Genomic DNA, 17,043 nt, shown 5'->3' on the forward strand with positions numbered 1-17,043 from the left:
TGGCGACCAGCGCGTCCAGCGCCTCCTGCGGGAACCGGCCCTCCTCGTCCACCGCCGCCGCGAACGGAACGATCTTCGCCTCCGCGAGCGCACGGACCGACTCCCGGAGCATGTCGTGCTCCTCGGAAGGCCGATAAAGGTCGAAGTCCTTGCCCATGATGTGGTCCCCTAGACGCTTGTGGCACTGAGTACCCTCAGCAAAACACACTCAGTGCCACGACGCCAGAGCGCCCCGACGCTGTTCCGCGTCGGGGCGCTGAAGCAACCGTCTGGTCGGTTCTGTTAACCGTGTGTGTCGCCGGCGGAGTCCTGCTCCCGACGGAGCACCTGCTCCTCGTACTCGGCCGCCAGCTGCGCCACGCGACCCTCGCCGAGGTCGAGGCTGGTCAGCAGCGCGGGCGTGCAGATGCTCGGCATGAAGTGCTGGAGGAGGACGGAGACCCGATGTGCCAGATCTTCGCGATCGCACAGGATCTGGGACATCGCCTGGACCCCGGAGAAGGCTCCGCAGAAGAGCCTGGCCGTGTCCGCCACGTCCACGTGCACGAGGAGCTCGCCCCGCGCGTGCGAGGCCGTCAGGATCGCCGACACCTCGTCGATCCAGGCCTGGAAGGCGCCGACCCGGTCGACTCCGGTGGCGCCGGTGTCCAGGGCCAGGCCGACGCTGGCGCGCACCAGGGCGTCGTGCTGCAGACGGTGGGTGAGGAGGAAGCACTGGTCCGCGAGCTCCTGCAGCTTGATCGACCGCGGCGGCAGCGGCACGTCGAGCATCTGCGCATCGAGCACACCGAGGGCTACTTCTTCCTTGGAAGCAAAGTGGAAGTACAGCGCACCCTTGGTCACGCCGGCGCGCACCAGGATTTCCCCGATGGTCGTCCGCTCGTAACCGCGCTCCGCGAACACCGTCGCGGCCGCCTCCAGGATCGCCCGTCGGGTCTTGATTGCACGCGCTTGCTGCGCCAAGGCGCCTCCTGCCGTCTGTGCTCAACGTGAGACGTGAAGCATTGAAAAGAAAACCGGGCTGTACGTATTCTATGCAGGGCGGACATACCGCCCGGGGGCGCGGGGACGCAAGGGGTATCCATGGATCAGGACGGTCGCGGAGCGGCGGCGCGCGTTCCCGGGGAGTTCGTACACCGAGCCGACCCCGCGGACATCATCCCCACGGGCTGGACACAGCTGGGGGACGACCGGTTCTCCGTTACGGCCCACTGGCCCGCCACACATCCCTTCTTCTCTCCGGTGGCAGGGGATCGTCACGACCCCGTGCTGGTGGCCGAGACGATACGTCAGGCCACCATGCTCGTGGCTCATGCCGAGCTGGGGGTACCCGTGGAGGACCAGTTCGTCATGTGGGGCCTCCATTACACCGCCGACCCCGACGCGCTCGCCGTGGACGGCCTCTCCTCCGACATCACCCTGGACGTCGTCTGCTCCGAGCTCGGCAGCCGCGGCGGCCGGCTCGGGAACCTGCGCACCACCGTGGTCCTGACCCGCGACGGCCGGCACCTCGCCACCGGCGGGGCCCTGGCCCGCGCCACCTCCGCCCAGGCCTACCGCCGGATCCGCGGCGAGCGGATGGCCGCGCTCGGCCGGCCCGTCCCGCTGATCCCGGGCGTGGACCCGCACCTGGTCGGCCGCGAGCACGCCAGGGACGTCGTCCTGGCGCCCGGTACCAGGCCCGGCCAGTGGCAGCTGCGGGTCAACACCGGGCACCCCACGCTCTTCCGCCGTCCGAACGACCACATACCGGGGATGCTGCTCCTGGAGGCCGCCCGGCAGGCGGCGGCGATGACGATCGGCACCGGCGCGTACCTGCCCGCCGGCATGGACGTCTCCTTCTCGCGCTACGCCGAACTCGACGGCCCCTGCTGGATCGAGGCCGAGACCGTGCCCGGCACCGACCCGTCGGTGTCCACCGTCCGGGTCGAAGGCCGACAGGACGGCCGGTCCGTCTTCGTCGCCACCCTCACCTCCCCGGCCCGGTCCCTGGCGGTGGCCGTCGGCGGCCTCGACGGCCGGCGTGCGTCCTGATCCGGACGGGAACGACATGCCTCGCATCCTGATCACCGGGTCTACCGGGTTCATCGGCGGCCGGGTGGCGGCGACGGCCGCGGCGCGGACGGACGTCGGGCACCTCAGGCTGCTCGCCCGCCGCCCCCTTCCGCCGACCGCGCACGCATCGGCGACCGGTTCCGCCGGGCAGGAACGGAACCAGGACGGCCGACCGGATTTCGAGACCGTCGTCGGCGACCTCCGTGACCCCGCGTCACTCCGTCGCGCCTGCGCGGGAGTCGACGTGCTGATCCACTGCGCCTCGGCGATCGGCGGGGACGAGGAGACGGCCCGCGCGGTCAACGACGAGGGCACCCGGGCCCTGGTCGACGCCGCCGTACGCGCCGGCGTGACCCGGATCGTCGCCCTGAGCACCGCCTCGGTCCACGGCCGTGGACCCTTCCGGGCCGCGGCCCCCGGCACCCTCCCGCTCGCCCCCGGCTCGGTGACGAGCCGCACCCGGGCGGCGGGCGAGCGGCACGTCCTGGCCGCGGGCGGAGCCGTCCTGCGGCCGCACTTCGTCTACGGCGCGGGCGACCGGCAGCTGTTGCCCGGCCTGGTCCGGCTGCTCGCCGCACTGCCCGGCCCGCTCGAAGCGGGCTCCTCGCTGCACTCCGTGACCGGGGTCGACGGGCTGGCCCGGGCCCTGCTCGGCGCGGCGCTGTCGGAGCGGGCGCCGGCGGGCCCGTACTACGTCACCCATCCCGAACCGGTGCCGGTGGCGGAACTGCTCGCGCCCTGCGAGGCGCTCCTCACCGGCCGCCCGGGCCCGGCCCGGGGGCCCGCCGTGGACATCGCCGAGGCCCGCGAGCTCCTCGCGGACCTCCCCTTCGGGCTGCACCACCTCGCCATGCTCGCCACCGACCACTGGTTCGACGACGACCGCCCCTGGCGGGAGTGGGCCTGCGATCAGGGGCCGGGCTACACCGCCGGGATCGCCGAACACATGGACTGGTACCGGGAGTTCCTGGGCGGGGCCTGACCGGCCCGGAGTCCGGGGCGGACCGGGACCGGGTCGGCGGGCGGCCCGGGGGCCGGGCCGGCCCCGGGGCGGATCAGCCCCCGGTCACGGGGACGGAGCGCGGACGGACCGTCAGCCGACCGGGGGCCGCGGTGCCCGCCGGTTCCAGGTCCGCGAGCGCCCCGGGACCGGCGAGCAGCGGCAGGAGGGTCTGCCAGAGGCCGGTGACCGTGCGCGGGGAAAGCCATTCGTCGTTGTCGCGGCCGAGGGCCTCCAGGCCGACGGTGGCGGCCACGACGGTCCGGGCGAGGTCCCGCTGGCCGCCCGGGCCGGAGGCGAGGAGCCCCTCGTCGGCCGCCTCCGCGAGCCGCTGCTGCACGCAGCTCTGCCACTCCTGTCGCAGATTCAGTTCCGTACGCCGGTCGTCCGCGCAGCTGAGCCGGAAGCCCGCGCGGACGACGACGTCCTCGCGGAGCAGCCGGGCCAGGGCGTGCACGGTGTCGGCGAGGTTCTGCAGGGCGTTCGACGGCCGACGGTGCGTGATCCGGGCCGCGCGGCGCAGACGGGCGGCCGCCTCGCACTCGACGGCGGCGGCGACCGCCGCCTTGTTCTCGAAATGGAAGTGGAGCGCCCCTGGGCTCACGCCGGCCCCGGAGCTGATCACGGACAAGGTGGCCAAGTCGTAGCCACGGCGGTCGAATTCACCGGCCGCCGACTTGATCAGCGCGTCACGGGTCCGCGCGGCCCGCTCTTGTTTGGTCACCCATGGCTCCGTAGCACCCTGCGTCTCGGCGGCGCGGGCCCGCGCCGCGTCGTGCCGATGCCGCTCGACAACTCATAACAGACTGCTTGGTATTGTACGAGCCTTTCGCGTCCGCCAGGGCCCTTTCGGCGATCATGGGGTGGCGGCGGCAGTGCCGCTCCCCCCCGCTTCAGCGTCCCGGCGGACCCAGCGGGACCCGGCCCGTGGCCCGCCCCTGCTCGTCGAGGAGCCAGCCCATGCGCTTGGGGGTGTGCAGCGCCACCGTCCGGTCCTGGACCACGAGCCCGGGGAACCGCTCCGCGAGCAGCGCCTCGAACGGGTCCACGGCGCCGAGGCCGTGCAGCCAGACCAGGACGAGCAGGTTGTACGGACCGCTCACCGACACGCACATCCGCACCTGTTCGAGGCGGGCCAGGGCGTTGCCCGTCCGTTCCAGCAGGGTGTGCGGCACCGACGTCCGGTAGATCACCATCGTGGAGAGCCCGGCGAGCGGGTGCGCGAGATCGCAGCGCAGCGAGATGTCGCCGTCCCGGATCATCCGCTGGAGCCGGCGCCGGGCCGTGTGCTCGCTCATCCCCGTCCGCGCGCCGAGCTCCGCGTACCCGAGCCGCCCGTCTCCGCCGAGCGCGGTGAGGATCGCCTGGTCCTGCGGTGCGGGCCGCTCGTGGAGGTGGGTGCTGTAGGTCCGGGGCCGGGCGCTGCGCGGCCCGCCGAGCCCGGCCCGCTCCGCCGGGTTCATCGCCCGCATCCGCCAGTCGCGCCCCTCCCCGTACAGCGTGATGCCGACCCTCGTCCGCGTGGAGCGGACCCCGCGCAGTCCGCCGATCGTCCCGTGCACCGCGCGCCCCAGGGACGGCAGGTCGGCCGCGGCGACGGACAGGAAGAGGTCGAAGTCCCCGGCGGTCTCGTCGACGCTGAACACCCACGGCAGCGCCGTGACCTCGGCGCTCACCCGGTCGAAGGCGCGCGGCCTGCACCGCACCTCGACGTAGGCGACGGTGGCCGCCTTCGCCGCGTCGTACGCGGTGACCCAGGCGAGCCCCTCGGCGCGGAGCCGTTCGAACCGGCGGGCCGCCGTCGTCGCACTCACCCCGAGCGCCTGCCCGATCCGGGTCCAGGGGGCCCGCGGGGCGGCCTGGAGCGCGTCGACCAGGGCGAGGTCCAGCTCGGAGAACCCCGTGCCGGACGTCTCGGTGAGGGAATCCTGCGACGGATCCCTGGTTCCGACGGATTCCGGCGTTTCGAGGGGGCTCTCGCTCATGGACCGGATCGTAGGGGCACTTCGGGCCGACGACCAGTTTCGGCCACCGGCAGAGGAGTACCGTGCCTGCTCCGACCCTTCCCGCACCCCCGGCGGCGTCGCCCGCGCACCGCGGCGCCGTCCGGCTCACCGTCGTCCTGCTGTTCGCGGCCTGGCTGGTCGACTACGCCGACCGGCTCGTGATCAATCTGGTCCTGCCGTCCATCGGCGCCGAGTTCGACCTCGACCGCGCCTCACAGGGCCTCGTCGTCTCCGCCTTCTTCCTCGCCTACGCGCTCTGCCAGATCCCCGGCGGCATGCTCGCCGACCGGTTCGGCGGCCGGCGGGTGACCCTCTGGGCCCTGCTCTCCTGGTCGGTCTTCACCGCGCTCACCGGCTTCGCCTGGTCCTTCGCGGTCCTGCTCGCCCTCCGCTTCGCCTTCGGCATCGCCGAGGGCGTCTTCCCGCCCGCCTCCATGAAGGTCCTCGTCGAGCGCACCCGGCCCGAGGAGCGCATGAGCGCCAACGGCACGATCATGAGCTCCAACGCTCTCGCGGCCGTCATCACCCCGCTGGCCGTCGCCCCGCTCATCGCCGCCTTCGGCTGGCGCTCCGCGTTCTGGTCCACCGCCGCCCTCGGCATCCTCGCCCTCGTCGCCGTACGCCTCTGGCTCCCGGCGCCCCTGCCCCGGACGGAGGGCGGGACCGGTGTGGAGGGCGCCGCCGGCGGCGACCCCGCTGCCCGTCCCGCCCTCCGCGAGGTCCTGCGCAAGGGCGTCCTGTGGCGCTTCGCCCTCATGATGTTCGGCTACAACACCATCGTCTGGGGCCTGAACACCTGGGTCCCGTCGTACCTCGCCGAGGAGCACGGGGTCTCCCTCACGTCGGCCGGGGTCCTGCTCGCCGTGCCCGCCCTGGGCGCCGCGGTCGCCACCGTCCTCGGCGGCCGGCTGTCCGACCGGCTCGGCGGCCACCACCGCCGGATCATCGTGCCGGGCATGGGGGTCGCCGCCGTGGCCCTGCTCCTCATGGCGAACACGCCCTCGCTCACCGGCTTCGTCGTGTTCGGCACCGTCGCCGTCTTCGCCGCCTCCCTCGCGTACATGCCGATCTTCGCCGTCCCCCTCGCCGGCCTCACCCCGGCCTACGTGGGTGTGGGCAGCGCCGTGATCATCCTCGGCGGCCAGGTCGCCGGCATGGTCGCCCCGCCGGTCATGGGCGCGCTCGCCGACGCCTTCTCCTTCCAGGTCGCCTTCGGCTTCCTCGTCCTCGGCGCGGCCGTCGCCGCCGTCATGGCCTGCCTGACCCCGCAGGACGCCGAGGCCTTCCGCGCCGCCGCCGACCGCACACCCCGCCACCCGAGCCCCGCAAAGGAATCCGCATGACCGCCGTGCCGCCCGTCGCCGCCCTGCTCGCCGCGCCCCTGGCCTCGCCCCTCGGCCCCCTCCTCGCCGGTCTCGGCGAGCGGCTGCCCGGGCTCGTCGCCCTCTACGAGGACCTGCACGCCCACCCCGAACTGTCCTTCCAGGAGGTCCGTACGGCCGGGATCGTCGCCGCGCGGCTGCGCGAGCAGGGCTGGGAGGTCACCGAGGGCGTCGGACGTACGGGCGTGGTCGGTGTCCTCGCCAACGGACCCGGACCCGTCGTGCTGCTCCGCGCCGACATGGACGCCCTTCCCGTCAGGGAGGAGACCGGGCTGCCGTACGCCTCCACCGCCACCGGCACCGACCCGGACGGCAACGAGGTCCCCGTCATGCACGCCTGCGGGCACGACGTGCACGTCACCTGCCTGCTCGGCGCCACCGGCCAGCTCGCCGCCCTCCGCGACACCTGGCACGGCACCGTCGTCGCCGTCTTCCAGCCGGCCGAGGAGGTCGGCGGCGCGCCCGCCATGATCGAGGACGGCTTCCTCGACCGCTTCCCGCGCGCCGAGGTCTGCCTCGGTCAGCACGTGGCCCCCGCCCCGGTCGGCTTCTTCGGCACCCGGCCGGGTCCGGTCATGGCCGCCTCCGACAGCCTCCGGGTGACGCTCTTCGGGCGCGGCGGGCACGGTTCCGCGCCGGAGACGGCCGTCGACCCGGTGGTGATGGCGGCCGCGGTCGTCATGCGGCTCCAGACCGTGGTGTCCCGGGAGATCGGCGCCTCGCAGACCGCGGTGGTCACCGTCGGCTCGCTGCACGCCGGGACGAAGGAGAACATCATCCCGGACACCGCCGAACTGCGGATCAACATCCGCTCGACGACCCCGGCCGTGCGGGACCGGATCCTGGCCGCCGTCGAGCGCATCGTCCGCGCCGAGGCCGCCGCGTCGGGCGCCCCCAAGGAGCCCGAGATCACCCCGTTCAACTCCTTCCCCGTCACGGTGAACGAGCCCGGGGCGACCGCCGTCGTGCACGCCTCCCTCGCCGAAGTCCTGGGCCAGGGACGGGTTTTCACGCTGCCTCAGGTCATCACCGGCAGCGAGGACTTCGGCGTCTTCGGGACCGCGCTCGGCGTCCCCTCGGTCTTCTGGCACTTCGGCGGGGCCGACCCCGCCCTGTACGCGGACGTCGATCCCGACTCCCTCCTGGAGGACGGCCTGCCCGACACCGTCCCGGCCAACCACTCGCCGCACTTCGCCCCCGTCCCCGGGCCGACGATCCCCCTCGGCGTCACCGCGCTGCTCGCGGCCGCCGCCCCCTGGCTGCGGAACGAGGCCCCCGGCGCCTGACGTCGACCGGTGGCTAAAGTGGGGCCACGATGACACGTTTTCGCGAGAGTGTTCGGTCCCTGCTGCGGGAGCAGGTGCTCGACGCCGCCTACCGCCTCGTCGCCGCCGAGGGGTGGGGCGGCCTGCGCATGACCGCCATCGCGCGGGCCGCCGGCATCAGCCGCCAGACCCTCTACAACGAGTTCGGGTCCAAGGAGGCCATCGGCAAGGCCCTGGTCCAGCGCGAGCTGGAGGGCTTCCTGCTCGGCATCGAGCGCGAACTCGACGCCCATCGGGGAGACCTGGAGGCCGCCGCCTCCGCCGGTGTCGGCTACACCCTCCAGCAGGCCGTGGACAACCCGCTCGTCAAGAGCGTGCTGCTGGCGGCCCGGGGTGGCGAGGACGACCTCCTCGCCTACCTCACCACCCGCCCCGAACCGGTCTTCGGCACCGCCATGACGATGCTCGACGCCTACGCGATCGAGGCGTGGCCCGACGTCGACGAGGAGTCGCGCGGCCTCGCCGTCGAGACCATCGTCCGCCTCACCGTCAGCCACATCGTGCAGCCGGTCGCCTCCCCGGACGAGTCCGCCCGCCGCATCGCCCGTATCACGGCGAGGATCGCGTACCCGGGCGGCGGCGCCTGACGGGTCCGCCCGTCGTGCCCGTCCACGGGACCTCGCGCAGGACGAGCGCCCGCTCGAAGGGGGTGCCGGTGCGGGCCGCGTACGTCATGCGCTCGCGGACCTCGCGCAGGGTCCTGGGCCGGTAGCCCGACCCGCCGAAGCAGCAGTCCTTGTGGAACCGGATTCCGGCGTGGAGGAGCACCGACAGCGTCCGCCAGGCCTCGGTGTCCCGCCGCCGGGGCGCGGCGAACGCCGATCCCACGTGGACGAGCTCCTTCGCGCACCGGGGGCAGACCCGCCGCCGGTCGGTGTCGGGGTGCTGCTTGTACGAGGCGCGGCACGGCAGGCACACGTAGGACGTCTTCGTGGGCGGCATGGGGGCAGCGTAGGCACCGGCCGCGAGGAGCTCCACGGGTTTACCGGGAGAAGTCGGCGAGGCCCGGTGCCGGACACGGGGGATAGCCGGCACCGGGCCTCTGTTGAAGATTGTACGAGGTCGTGGGGGTCCGCTGCCAACCGGGCCCCGGGCCCGGATGGCGAAGGGCGGGCGCACGGGGTACATGTCCTTTGAGGGGCATCGCCGGTGACGCGAGGGAGGCCGCCGTGGAAGGCAGAAGCATAGGGTTCGTGCACTCCTTCAACCGTCTGGGCGGGTACGGGTTCGTCGTCCCCGTGGGCTCCGAGGAGCAGGTGTACTTCAGCGCCGAGGACATCGAGGGCGGGGACCGGGGCCTCTCGGAGGGCCAGCAGGTCTCCTTCGTCCTGGTGCTCGGGGAGGGCCGCTTCGAGGCGAAGGAGCTGCGCGTCTGAGGCCGCCGGTGCTGCCTACGATGGGCGCATGTCCGAACACGTGGATCCCGCGGCCGCCTCCCATGCGCACGAGCGGACGCCGGGCCCGCGCGAACTCGCGGCCGCGGCGGGGGTCTTCGCGCTGCTCTCGGACCCCACCCGGCTCCACCTCGTGTGGCTGCTCACCCGCGGCGAGGCCGACGTGACCGCCCTGACCGAGGCCTGCGGGGCCGCCCGGCCCGCGGTGAGCCAGCACCTGGCGAAGCTGCGGCTCGGCGGGCTCGTCCAGTCCCGCAAGGACGGCCGCCGCGTTGTGTACGCGATGCCGGACGGCCACCTGAAGCGCCTGGTGGTCGAGGCCGTCAGCCGCGCCGACCACGAGGTGAGCGGCGAGCCCTGGCACTCCTGAGGGGGTCGGGGCCGGGGCCGGGGCGGGCCGGGGCCGAAGGCGGAGGCGAGGGCGAGGGTCGACGGGGGTGGGTGGTCGGGGCGATAGTCGCTCCCCGCGCCGGGCTCCCTTCCCGGTGAACATGTGCGCACCCATGCACATGTCGGCTACCGTGGAGACGTCCGCAGTCCGCCGCGGCCCGACCGGGGGCGTCCATGCTGTCCGTGCTGCGCAACCGCACCTACCGGCGCCTGCTCGGCGCCCAGGTCGTCGCCCTGGCCGGCACCGGCCTGGCGACCGTGGCGCTGAGCCTCCTCGCCTACGACCTCGCGGGCGCCGACGCCGCCGCCGTGCTCGGCACCGCCCTCGCGATCAAGATGGCCGCGTACGTGGGAATCGCCCCGGTGGTCACCGCGCTCGCCGACCGCGTGCCCCCGCGCGCCCTGCTGGTCTCGATGGACCTGGCGCGGGCGGCCGTCGCGCTGTCCCTGCCGTTCGTCACCCGAGTGTGGCAGGTCTACGTCCTGATCCTGCTGCTCCAGGCCGCGTCCGCCGCCTTCACCCCGGCGTTCCAGGCGACGATCCCACGGGTCCTGCCGGAGGACCGGGAGTACACGGAGGCCCTCTCGCTCTCGCGGCTCGCCTACGACCTGGAGAGCCTCGCGAGCCCCGTGCTCGCCGCCGCCCTGCTCACCGTCGTCCCCTACAGCTGGCTCTTCACCGGCACCGCCGCCGGATTCCTCGCCTCGGGACTCCTCGTCCGCTCGACCGCCCTGCCCGCTCCACCGGCGCGAGCCCTGCCCGCCGACGCAGGGGGGCACGGCGGCCGGGCCCGGCGCGTCTACACCAAGGTGGCCTTCGGGACCCGGCTCCTGCTCGCGACCCCCCGCCTGCGGGCCCTCCTCGCCCTCGACCTGGCCGTCGCGGCGGCCGGGGCCGTGGTCCTGGTCGGCACCGTGCTGCTCGTACGGGACACCCTGGGGCGCGGCGCCGGGGACGTACCGCTCGCCCTCGGCGCGTACGGGGCGGGGTCGATGGCCGTGGCCCTGCTGCTGCCGCGCGTCCTGGGGCGGGCCGACGACCGCGCGGTGATGGTGCGGGCCGCGTTCGTGCTGCCGGCGGCCCTCGGGCTGCTCGCCGCGGGACTCGCCGTCCCGCCGGGTGCGTGGTCGTGGCCCGCCCTGCTCGCGCTCTGGTCGGTCGTCGGCGCGGCCGGCTCGGCGGTGCTCACCCCCGGCGGCAGGGTGGTGCGCCGCTCGGCGGCGAGCGGCGACCTGCCCGCCGCCTTCGCGGCCCGTTTCTCCCTCTCGCACGCGTGCTGGCTCGTCACCTACCCGCTCGCGGGCCTGCTCGCGGTGGGGGCGGGACCCGCCGTCGCGGCGGCCGTGCTCGGCGCGGTCGCCCTGCTCGGGGCCGTGGGCGCGGCCCGCCTGTGGCCCCGCACGGACCCGGCGGAGCTGCCGCACGCCCACCCGGAACTCCCCGCCGGTCACCCGCACCTGGCCGGGGCGGCCGGCGCGCACGCGCACGACTTCCGTATCGACGCGCTGCACCGGCACTGGCCGAAGGAGCCCGGGTCCGGACCGCACGTGTCCGGGCGGCCGGCTCCGGGCCGGTCCGCTGCGGCTCGGTCCGCCCCGGCTCGGTCCGTATCGGCTGCCTCGGCGCCCGGTCAGCGCGGGAGGCGCATCTCCAGGCCGTCGAGGACCACGTCCAGGCCGTAGGAGAACTTCGCGTCCCGGATGGCGACCGGGTCGACGGTGGCGTGGACGGCGGCGTCGGCGTACGCCTCGGCGAGGTGGTCGTGGTCGGCCGCGGCCTGCTGGGCGGCGGGCATGAGGCGGGCGATGAACTCGGCCTCGGTGTCGCCGGAGCGGGCGACCGTGGTGAGCCAGGCGGCCTCGGTGGTGCTCATGCCGATGACGTACGACAGGAGGGTGTCGATCGCGCGGCTCGGCTCGGGGAACCCGGTGGCCGCGAAGAGCGCGGCGAGGCGCTCGGAGTACGCCATGAGGTTGGGGCCCAGATAGGCGAGGCCGGCCTGTCCGAGGACGGACGAGAGCCACGGGTGCCGCAGGGCCGTCGCGCGGAAGGCGGCGGCGGCCTCGGCGGCGGCCTCGCGCCAGGGGCCGCCGGGGGCCGGGACGGTGATCTCGGCGGCGACCTCGTCGACGGCGAGCTCCATGAGCTCGTCCTTGGTCGCGACATGGCGGTAGAGCGAGGTCGCTCCGGCGTTCAGGCGGGCGCCCAGCTTGCGCATGCTGAGCGCCTCGATGCCGTCGGCGTCGAGCATGACGATCGCCTCGCGGACGATCGCGGTCCGGCTGAGCGCGGGCTGGTCGGGGGTGGACTGCTCGCGTGCCCACACGGACGGTACGGGGTTCGCCTTGGCGGCCATGGTCCTCCTTCTACGGGTGCGACCTTCTCTGCGTACGGCGTGCGCATTCAGCGTACAGGTGCCGGGGGTTGCGAACACTGTGCGCAGCTGCGTACAGTGTTCGCAACGAAGCAAGGCGAACGAGAACCGAGGGGGAACTCCCGATGGAAACCCGCAACCCACGCCGCTGGTGGATCCTGGTCGTGCTGTGCCTCAGCACCCTGGTCCTGGTGGTCGACAGCATGGCGCTGACCGTCGCGGTCCCCTCCATGACCGAGGACATCGGGGCGAGCGCCCAGGACATCCAGTGGATCCTGGACTCCTACATCCTGGTCTTCGCGGGACTCCTGCTCACCTCGGGAAGCCTCGGCGACCGCTTCGGCCGGCGGAAGGTCATGATCATCGGCCTGCTGCTCTTCGGGGCCGCCTCCCTGGCCGCGACGGTCTGCACCAGCCCCGGTGAGGTCATCGCCGCCCGGATCACGATGGGCGTCGGCGGCGCGCTGATCATGCCCTCGACGCTCTCCATCCTCATCACCGTCTTCGACGAGGACGAGCGCCCCCGGGCGATGGCGGCCTGGGGCTCGGTCTCGATGCTCGGCCTGGTCGGCAGCCCCGTCCTCGGCGGCTTCCTGATCGACCACTTCTCCTGGCACTCGATCTTCTTCATCAACGTCCCGGTCGTCGCCCTCGCCGTCCTCGCCGCCCTGACCCTCATGCCCGAGTCCAAGGGCCCGTGGCAGAAGCCCGACCCGCTCGGCGCGATCCTCTCCGTCGTCGGCATGACCGCCCTGATCTGGTGGATCATCGAGATCCCGCAGCACGGCGCCTTCGCGGGCCGCGGACTCGTCACCCTCGCGGTCGCCGTCGTCGCCCTCGGCGGATTCGTGGTCTGGGAGAACGTCACCCCCGAGCCGATGGTGCCGCTGGTCCTCTTCAAGCACCGCAACTTCAGCGGCGGCTCGCTCTCGCTGACCCTCGTGCAGATCGGCAACGGCGGCCTGCTCCTGGTCCTCACCCAGTACCTGCAGTTCGTCCTGGGCTACTCGCCGGTCAAGGCGGGCCTCGCCTTCGTCCCGCTCGCCGTCGCCGCCCTGATCGGCAACGGCGCCGGCGCCGGCCTCGCCGCGAAGACCGGCAACCGGATCCTGATCCTCGTCGGCATGCTCGTCATGGCCTCCGCCTTCGGCCTCCTCACCACCGTCGGCCCCGACTCCGGCTTCACCGTCCCGGCCGTCGCCCTCGGCCTGCTCGGCCTCGGCGCCGGCCTCGCGATGCCGGCCGCCGTCGGTGCGCTGATGAGCACCATCCCCGCGGAGAAGGCGGGTGTCGGCTCCGCCCTGAACGACACGATCCAGCAGGCCGGCACCGCCCTCGGCATCGCCATCCTCGGCTCGCTCCTCACGAGCACCTACTCCCGTGCAATGCCGGCCGACGCCCCCGAGCAGGCGAAGCAGTCGATCGGTGGCGCCCTCGCCACCGCCCAGGGCGACACCCGCCTCGTCGAGGCCGCCCGCGAGGCCTTCACCTCCGCGATGTCCACCACCTTCACCATCGGCGCCCTCGGTGTCCTCGCCGCCGCCGTCCTGGCCACCCTGGTCATGCGTGACACCAAGCCGGCCGCGACCACCCCCGCCGCCGACGAGCCGACGGAGGAGACGGCGGAGAACGCGGGGATGGCGGAGACGGCGGAGAAGACGGAGTCCCTCGCCTGACCGCCACCCCCTCGACGAAGGAGCCGGCGCCCCAGGGGCGCCGGCTCCTTCCCGTGTGCCACCGGGCCATCGCCGGTGAGTCGCAGTTGTCGATCCCTCGTCACCGACCCCCGGCACCGACCCCCGGCACCGATCCCTCGTCGGTGAGCCGCCGTCGGTGCGTCGATGTCAGTGGGCCGCTGTCCGTGGGCTTCCGTCAGCGCGCCGCCGTCGGCGTGGGGCCGGACGCCACGGCGAGAGCGAGCGCGAGGCCGTGCGAGAGCTGCCGCCCGAGGTCGGCCTCCGGGTCGGCGCGGACGAGCCGGCGGACCGCCTGCATCGCCTCCCACGCGGAGATCTCGGCCAGCGTCCGCCCCCACGTCTCGCCCAGCCGGTCCGAGAGATAGGCGCAGAACCCGAGCTGAATCGTTCCTTCGCGGGCCCGCTCCTCCTGGTGCGCCTTGAGCGCCGCCGTCAGGAACGCCGTCGCCCTCCGTGGACCGAGCGCGCTCAGAATGATCCGTAGGTACGGGTCCACCAGCGGGTGCGGACGATCGTGCGGGGCGGACATCGGACGATCCCTGTAGTCGTTGGCCATGGGCTCACAGATATGCGACACCTCCCGACGCCGGAGGCCGCGACACGGCCCACGGCGAGTTCAACGCCCGATCGGACGTGTCACCCGGCCGCGGGCACCATCAGAGCGGCACGACCGTCGCCTCGGTCGCCTTCACGCTGGTCCAGACGGACACGCCGTCGGCGAGGCCGAGTTCGGCGGCGGCCTGGGGGGTGATCTCGGCGACGAGGTCGGGCACCTGGTCGGACGTGACGAGGACGCGCAGGCGGCTGCCGCTGGCGGTGATCTCGCGTACGGTGCCGGGCCAGACGTTACGGGGGCTGCCGCCGGGCCTCGCACGGTGGACGGCCACCGCTTCGGGCGGGATGACCGCGAGCGCCTCGGCGCCGGGCGGCAGGGGATCGGCGGCGACGAGCGTGCCGCCGCCCGGGAGGGCGAGGCCGTCGGCGGTCGTGGTGCCGGACCAGGCGTTGCGGCCGAGCATCCGGGCGACCCACGGGGAGCGGGGGTGCCGGGTGACCTCGGAGGGGATGCCGTACTGGAGGGCGCGCCCCTCGTCGAGGACGAGGACGCGGTCGGCGAGGGACACGGCCTCGACGGGGTCGTGCGTGACGATGAGGCACACGCCGCCGAACCCGGCGAGATGCGTGCGCAGGGTGTGCCGGACGTGGGCGCGGGTGGTCTGGTCGAGGGCGGCGAGCGGCTCGTCGAGGACGAGGAGCCGGGGCCGGGCGGCCAGCGCCCGGGCGAGCGCGACCCGCTGGGCCTGCCCGCCGGAGAGCTGCGCGGGACGCCGGTGCGCGAGGTGGCCCACGCCCAGCCGGTCGAGCCATGCGCGGGCCTCTCGCCGTGCCTCGGTCCGAGGGACGCCCTGGGCCCGCAGGCCGTACGCCGTGTTGGCCAGGGCCGTCAGATGGGGGAAGAGGGCCCCGTCCTGCGGGACCCAGGCCACCCGCCGCCGGTGCGGCGGCAGCCCGGTGACGTCGGTGTCGCCGAGCCGGAGGGCTGCATGGGCCCGTGGCGTCAGACCGAGCAGCGCGCGCAGCAGCGTGGTCTTGCCCGCGCCGTTCGGCCCGACCACGGCGATCGTCGTCCCCGCGTCCGCGTCGAGGACGAGCCGGGTGAAGCCGGTGACCTCGGCGTGCAACGGCCACCGCGGCGCCTCGGCCCCTGCGCCGGGCTCTGACTGCCCGGGCTCCGCTCCGCGCTCCGGCTGCCCGGGCTCCGCTCCGCGCTCCGGCTGCCCGGCCCCCGCGCCGCGCTCCGCCTTGCCGGTCTCCGGGCCGGTGTCGACGTCCGCCTTCCGGGAGGGGGCGGGCGTGGGTACAGGCTCCCGGGCCGGGGCCGGGGAAGGTGACGGTGCCGCGTCCTCCGGGCCGGGGGGCGGGGCCGGACGGCCGTGGCGGTCCTGGGGGGCGCCCGTCCAGCGGCCGCGCAGGGCGATGAGGACGGCCATGGCGATGGCGAGCAGCAGCAGAGAGACGGAGGTGGCCGCTTCCGGCTCGTCCTGGAGGAGCAGGTAGACCTGGAGGGGCAGGGTCTGGGTGGTGCCGGGCAGGTTGCCGGCGAAGGTGATGGTGGCGCCGAACTCGCCGAGGGCGCGCGCCCAGGTGAGGGCCGCGCCCGCGATCAGGCCGGGCGCGACCATGGGGAGCGTGACGGTGAGGAAGACCCGTACCGGGGAGGCGCCGAGAGAGGCCGCGGTCTCCTCGTACCGGGGACGCAGTCCGCCGAGTGCGCCTTCGAGGCTGATGACGAGGAAGGGCATGGCGACGAAGGTCGCGGCGAGCACGGCGCCCGAGGTGTGGAAGGGCAGGGTGATGCCGAAGGCGGACTCGAGCCACGGTCCGAGGAGGCCGCGCCGGCCGAAGGCCAGGAGCAGCGCGACGCCGCCGACCGTGGGCGGCAGCACCATGGGCAGGAGGACGAGGGAGCGGACGACCGCCTTGCCGGGGAACGGCACCCGGGCCAGCAGCCAGGCCAGCGGGACACCGAGGAAGAGGGAGAGCCCGAGAGCCCAGCACGACACGAGCAGGGAGAGCTTGAGGGCCTGGACGGTTCCCGGCGAACCGAGGTGGTCGGCGAGCTCGCCCCACTCGGTCCGTACGAGGATGCCGATCAGCGGCATGGTCAGGAACGCGACGGCCAGGAGTGCCGGCACGGCCAGGATGACGGGAACGCGGGCTCCGGGCGTGCGTACGCCTGCTCGTTTCATCGAAGTTCCTGAGGGGAGCGAGGGGTGCGAGGGTGCGAAGGGCTGCCCGTCCCCCGTGGCGGGCAGCCCCTCACGATCCGGGGGCGGGGCTACGGCTTCCGGAAGCAGACGGAGGAGAGGCGGTCTCCGCGAGCTCAGGTGCGGTCGATGTGCACGCTGGTCGACTTCACGCGGGCGGTGGCCTGCATGCCGACTTCGAGCCCCAGCTCCTCCACGGCCTCACGGGTGAGGAGCGAGACGAGACGGTGCGGGCCGGCCTGGATCTCGACCTGGGCCGCGACGTCGCCGAGCTTGATCGCGGTGACGATGCCGGGGAAGGCGTTGCGCGCCGAGGTGTAGGACACCTCTTCCTCGCCGGTGCCGCCCTGGGCGATCTCCACGGAGAACGCGGCCAGCGCCTGGCCGTCGATGAGGCGGCGCCCGCCCTCGTCGCGGTGCGTGGCGACCCGGCCCGCGTCCGCCCACCGCCGCGCGGTGTCGGGGCTCACGCCCAGGAGGCGGGCGGCCTGGCCGATCGTGTAGGACTGCATGCGCGACACGGTAGGGCGGTAAAGCTCTCATCTGCAACAACTTCGTGGGACTGTCCATCGCGGATGCGGGCCCCTTGGAGGAAGGGACGAGCGGCCCTCCCTGCGCCTCCGTACACCTCCCTACCCCTCCGTACCCCTC

At 74.0% G+C, this 17,043-nt stretch carries 18 protein-coding genes; 9 read left to right on the top strand and 9 right to left on the bottom strand.

Going from position 1 to position 17,043, the window contains the following annotated elements; all coding sequences use genetic code 11:
* Window positions 1-157, bottom strand: a 157-nt coding sequence (locus MRBLMG1_RS30575; RefSeq protein ID WP_367827427.1) for an acyl-CoA dehydrogenase family protein, incomplete at its 3' end; no start/stop codon positions are given.
* 125 nt (window positions 158-282) lie between these two features.
* Window positions 283-963 carry a ScbR family autoregulator-binding transcription factor gene (locus tag MRBLMG1_RS30580; protein ID WP_367827401.1) on the bottom strand — a complete coding sequence of 227 codons (681 nt, stop codon included), beginning with the start codon at window positions 961-963 and terminating at the stop codon, window positions 283-285.
* 120 nt (window positions 964-1,083) lie between these two features.
* Here MRBLMG1_RS30580 and MRBLMG1_RS30585 point away from each other — a divergent pair, with 120 nt between their 5' ends.
* Both MRBLMG1_RS30585 and MRBLMG1_RS30590 read left to right on the top strand, forming a co-directional pair.
* Window positions 1,084-2,034, top strand: coding sequence for a ScbA/BarX family gamma-butyrolactone biosynthesis protein (locus MRBLMG1_RS30585; protein ID WP_367827402.1), 951 nt, complete (start codon window positions 1,084-1,086; stop codon window positions 2,032-2,034).
* A 16-nt stretch (window positions 2,035-2,050) separates the two neighbouring features.
* Window positions 2,051-3,037, top strand: a complete 987-nt coding sequence (locus tag MRBLMG1_RS30590; RefSeq protein ID WP_367827403.1) for an NAD-dependent epimerase/dehydratase family protein — start codon at window positions 2,051-2,053, stop codon at window positions 3,035-3,037.
* 73 nt (window positions 3,038-3,110) lie between these two features.
* Here MRBLMG1_RS30590 and MRBLMG1_RS30595 read toward each other — a convergent pair whose 3' ends face one another.
* Together MRBLMG1_RS30595 and MRBLMG1_RS30600 are read right to left on the bottom strand one after the other, a co-directional pair.
* Window positions 3,111-3,779 carry a ScbR family autoregulator-binding transcription factor gene (locus MRBLMG1_RS30595; protein ID WP_367827404.1) on the bottom strand — a complete coding sequence of 223 codons (669 nt, stop codon included), beginning with the start codon at window positions 3,777-3,779 and terminating at the stop codon, window positions 3,111-3,113.
* A 169-nt stretch (window positions 3,780-3,948) separates the two neighbouring features.
* Window positions 3,949-5,040: an Lrp/AsnC family transcriptional regulator gene (locus MRBLMG1_RS30600; protein ID WP_367827405.1), complete on the bottom strand. Its 1,092-nt coding sequence runs from the start codon at window positions 5,038-5,040 to the stop codon at window positions 3,949-3,951.
* A 62-nt stretch (window positions 5,041-5,102) separates the two neighbouring features.
* Between MRBLMG1_RS30600 and MRBLMG1_RS30605 the strand changes: the two genes are divergently transcribed.
* Genes MRBLMG1_RS30605 through MRBLMG1_RS30615 form a run of 3 tightly spaced genes read left to right on the top strand, consistent with a single transcriptional unit; the run spans window position 5,103 to window position 8,355 of the window.
* Window positions 5,103-6,404, top strand: a complete 1,302-nt coding sequence (locus tag MRBLMG1_RS30605) for an MFS transporter (protein WP_367827406.1) — start codon at window positions 5,103-5,105, stop codon at window positions 6,402-6,404.
* The gene (locus tag MRBLMG1_RS30610; RefSeq protein ID WP_367827407.1) at window positions 6,401-7,729 is read left to right on the top strand and encodes an amidohydrolase; all 1,329 of its coding nucleotides are present in this window, start codon (window positions 6,401-6,403) and stop codon (window positions 7,727-7,729) included. Before MRBLMG1_RS30605 ends, MRBLMG1_RS30610 begins: the two co-directional genes overlap by 4 nt.
* Window positions 7,730-7,758: 29 nt before the next feature.
* Window positions 7,759-8,355, top strand: coding sequence for a TetR family transcriptional regulator (locus MRBLMG1_RS30615; RefSeq protein ID WP_367827408.1), 597 nt, complete (start codon window positions 7,759-7,761; stop codon window positions 8,353-8,355).
* On the opposite strand, the gene MRBLMG1_RS30620 is transcribed toward MRBLMG1_RS30615, so the two are convergent.
* The gene (locus tag MRBLMG1_RS30620) at window positions 8,318-8,710 is read right to left on the bottom strand and encodes a deoxyxylulose-5-phosphate synthase (RefSeq protein WP_367827409.1); all 393 of its coding nucleotides are present in this window, start codon (window positions 8,708-8,710) and stop codon (window positions 8,318-8,320) included. The genes MRBLMG1_RS30615 and MRBLMG1_RS30620 overlap by 38 nt on opposite strands.
* Before the next feature lie 227 nt (window positions 8,711-8,937).
* Here MRBLMG1_RS30620 and MRBLMG1_RS30625 point away from each other — a divergent pair, with 227 nt between their 5' ends.
* The 3 genes from MRBLMG1_RS30625 to MRBLMG1_RS30635 all read left to right on the top strand — a co-directional run bounded on the left by MRBLMG1_RS30625 (window position 8,938) and on the right by MRBLMG1_RS30635 (window position 11,235).
* Window positions 8,938-9,144: a cold-shock protein gene (locus MRBLMG1_RS30625; protein WP_367827410.1), complete on the top strand. Its 207-nt coding sequence runs from the start codon at window positions 8,938-8,940 to the stop codon at window positions 9,142-9,144.
* A 28-nt stretch (window positions 9,145-9,172) separates the two neighbouring features.
* Complete coding sequence (locus tag MRBLMG1_RS30630; protein ID WP_367827411.1) at window positions 9,173-9,532, top strand: ArsR/SmtB family transcription factor; 360 nt, start codon at window positions 9,173-9,175, stop codon at window positions 9,530-9,532.
* 194 nt (window positions 9,533-9,726) lie between these two features.
* Entirely contained in the window at window positions 9,727-11,235 is a 1,509-nt protein-coding gene (locus tag MRBLMG1_RS30635; protein ID WP_367827412.1) for an MFS transporter, read from the top strand.
* Here the strand turns inward: MRBLMG1_RS30635 and MRBLMG1_RS30640 are convergent.
* Window positions 11,184-11,909: a TetR/AcrR family transcriptional regulator C-terminal domain-containing protein gene (locus tag MRBLMG1_RS30640; RefSeq protein WP_367827413.1), complete on the bottom strand. Its 726-nt coding sequence runs from the start codon at window positions 11,907-11,909 to the stop codon at window positions 11,184-11,186. The two genes, MRBLMG1_RS30635 and MRBLMG1_RS30640, sit on opposite strands and share 52 nt — an antisense overlap.
* Window positions 11,910-12,052: 143 nt before the next feature.
* Here MRBLMG1_RS30640 and MRBLMG1_RS30645 point away from each other — a divergent pair, with 143 nt between their 5' ends.
* Entirely contained in the window at window positions 12,053-13,603 is a 1,551-nt protein-coding gene (locus MRBLMG1_RS30645; RefSeq protein WP_367827414.1) for an MFS transporter, read from the top strand.
* Between the two features lie 196 nt (window positions 13,604-13,799).
* On the opposite strand, the gene MRBLMG1_RS30650 is transcribed toward MRBLMG1_RS30645, so the two are convergent.
* From MRBLMG1_RS30650 to MRBLMG1_RS30660, 3 genes are all read right to left on the bottom strand, one after another.
* Window positions 13,800-14,153, bottom strand: a complete 354-nt coding sequence (locus MRBLMG1_RS30650) for a hypothetical protein (protein WP_367827415.1) — start codon at window positions 14,151-14,153, stop codon at window positions 13,800-13,802.
* 127 nt (window positions 14,154-14,280) lie between these two features.
* Window positions 14,281-16,374: an ABC transporter permease gene (locus MRBLMG1_RS30655; RefSeq protein WP_367827416.1), complete on the bottom strand. Its 2,094-nt coding sequence runs from the start codon at window positions 16,372-16,374 to the stop codon at window positions 14,281-14,283.
* A gap of 134 nt (window positions 16,375-16,508) precedes the next feature.
* Window positions 16,509-16,904, bottom strand: coding sequence for a TOBE domain-containing protein (locus MRBLMG1_RS30660; RefSeq protein ID WP_367827417.1), 396 nt, complete (start codon window positions 16,902-16,904; stop codon window positions 16,509-16,511).
* Window positions 16,905-17,043: the final 139 nt, after the last annotated feature.

The organism is Streptomyces sp. LMG1-1-1.1 (genome assembly GCF_040815545.1).
Classification (GTDB): domain Bacteria; phylum Actinomycetota; class Actinomycetes; order Streptomycetales; family Streptomycetaceae; genus Streptomyces.

Excerpts from the sequence above, each read along its gene's own strand:
- MRBLMG1_RS30650 (WP_367827415.1), bottom strand. The coding sequence starts at position 14,153 with ATGTCCGCCCCGCACGATCGTCCGCACCCGCTGGTGGACCCGTACCTA.
- MRBLMG1_RS30585 (WP_367827402.1), top strand. The coding sequence starts at position 1,084 with ATGGATCAGGACGGTCGCGGAGCGGCGGCGCGCGTTCCCGGGGAGTTC.
- MRBLMG1_RS30635 (WP_367827412.1), top strand. The coding sequence starts at position 9,727 with ATGCTGTCCGTGCTGCGCAACCGCACCTACCGGCGCCTGCTCGGCGCC.
- MRBLMG1_RS30660 (WP_367827417.1), bottom strand. The coding sequence starts at position 16,904 with ATGCAGTCCTACACGATCGGCCAGGCCGCCCGCCTCCTGGGCGTGAGC.
- MRBLMG1_RS30600 (WP_367827405.1), bottom strand. The coding sequence starts at position 5,040 with ATGAGCGAGAGCCCCCTCGAAACGCCGGAATCCGTCGGAACCAGGGAT.
- MRBLMG1_RS30590 (WP_367827403.1), top strand. The coding sequence starts at position 2,051 with ATGCCTCGCATCCTGATCACCGGGTCTACCGGGTTCATCGGCGGCCGG.
- MRBLMG1_RS30615 (WP_367827408.1), top strand. The coding sequence starts at position 7,759 with ATGACACGTTTTCGCGAGAGTGTTCGGTCCCTGCTGCGGGAGCAGGTG.
- MRBLMG1_RS30630 (WP_367827411.1), top strand. The coding sequence starts at position 9,173 with ATGTCCGAACACGTGGATCCCGCGGCCGCCTCCCATGCGCACGAGCGG.
- MRBLMG1_RS30640 (WP_367827413.1), bottom strand. The coding sequence starts at position 11,909 with ATGGCCGCCAAGGCGAACCCCGTACCGTCCGTGTGGGCACGCGAGCAG.
- MRBLMG1_RS30655 (WP_367827416.1), bottom strand. The coding sequence starts at position 16,374 with ATGAAACGAGCAGGCGTACGCACGCCCGGAGCCCGCGTTCCCGTCATC.
- MRBLMG1_RS30645 (WP_367827414.1), top strand. The coding sequence starts at position 12,053 with ATGGAAACCCGCAACCCACGCCGCTGGTGGATCCTGGTCGTGCTGTGC.
- MRBLMG1_RS30610 (WP_367827407.1), top strand. The coding sequence starts at position 6,401 with ATGACCGCCGTGCCGCCCGTCGCCGCCCTGCTCGCCGCGCCCCTGGCC.
- MRBLMG1_RS30620 (WP_367827409.1), bottom strand. The coding sequence starts at position 8,710 with ATGCCGCCCACGAAGACGTCCTACGTGTGCCTGCCGTGCCGCGCCTCG.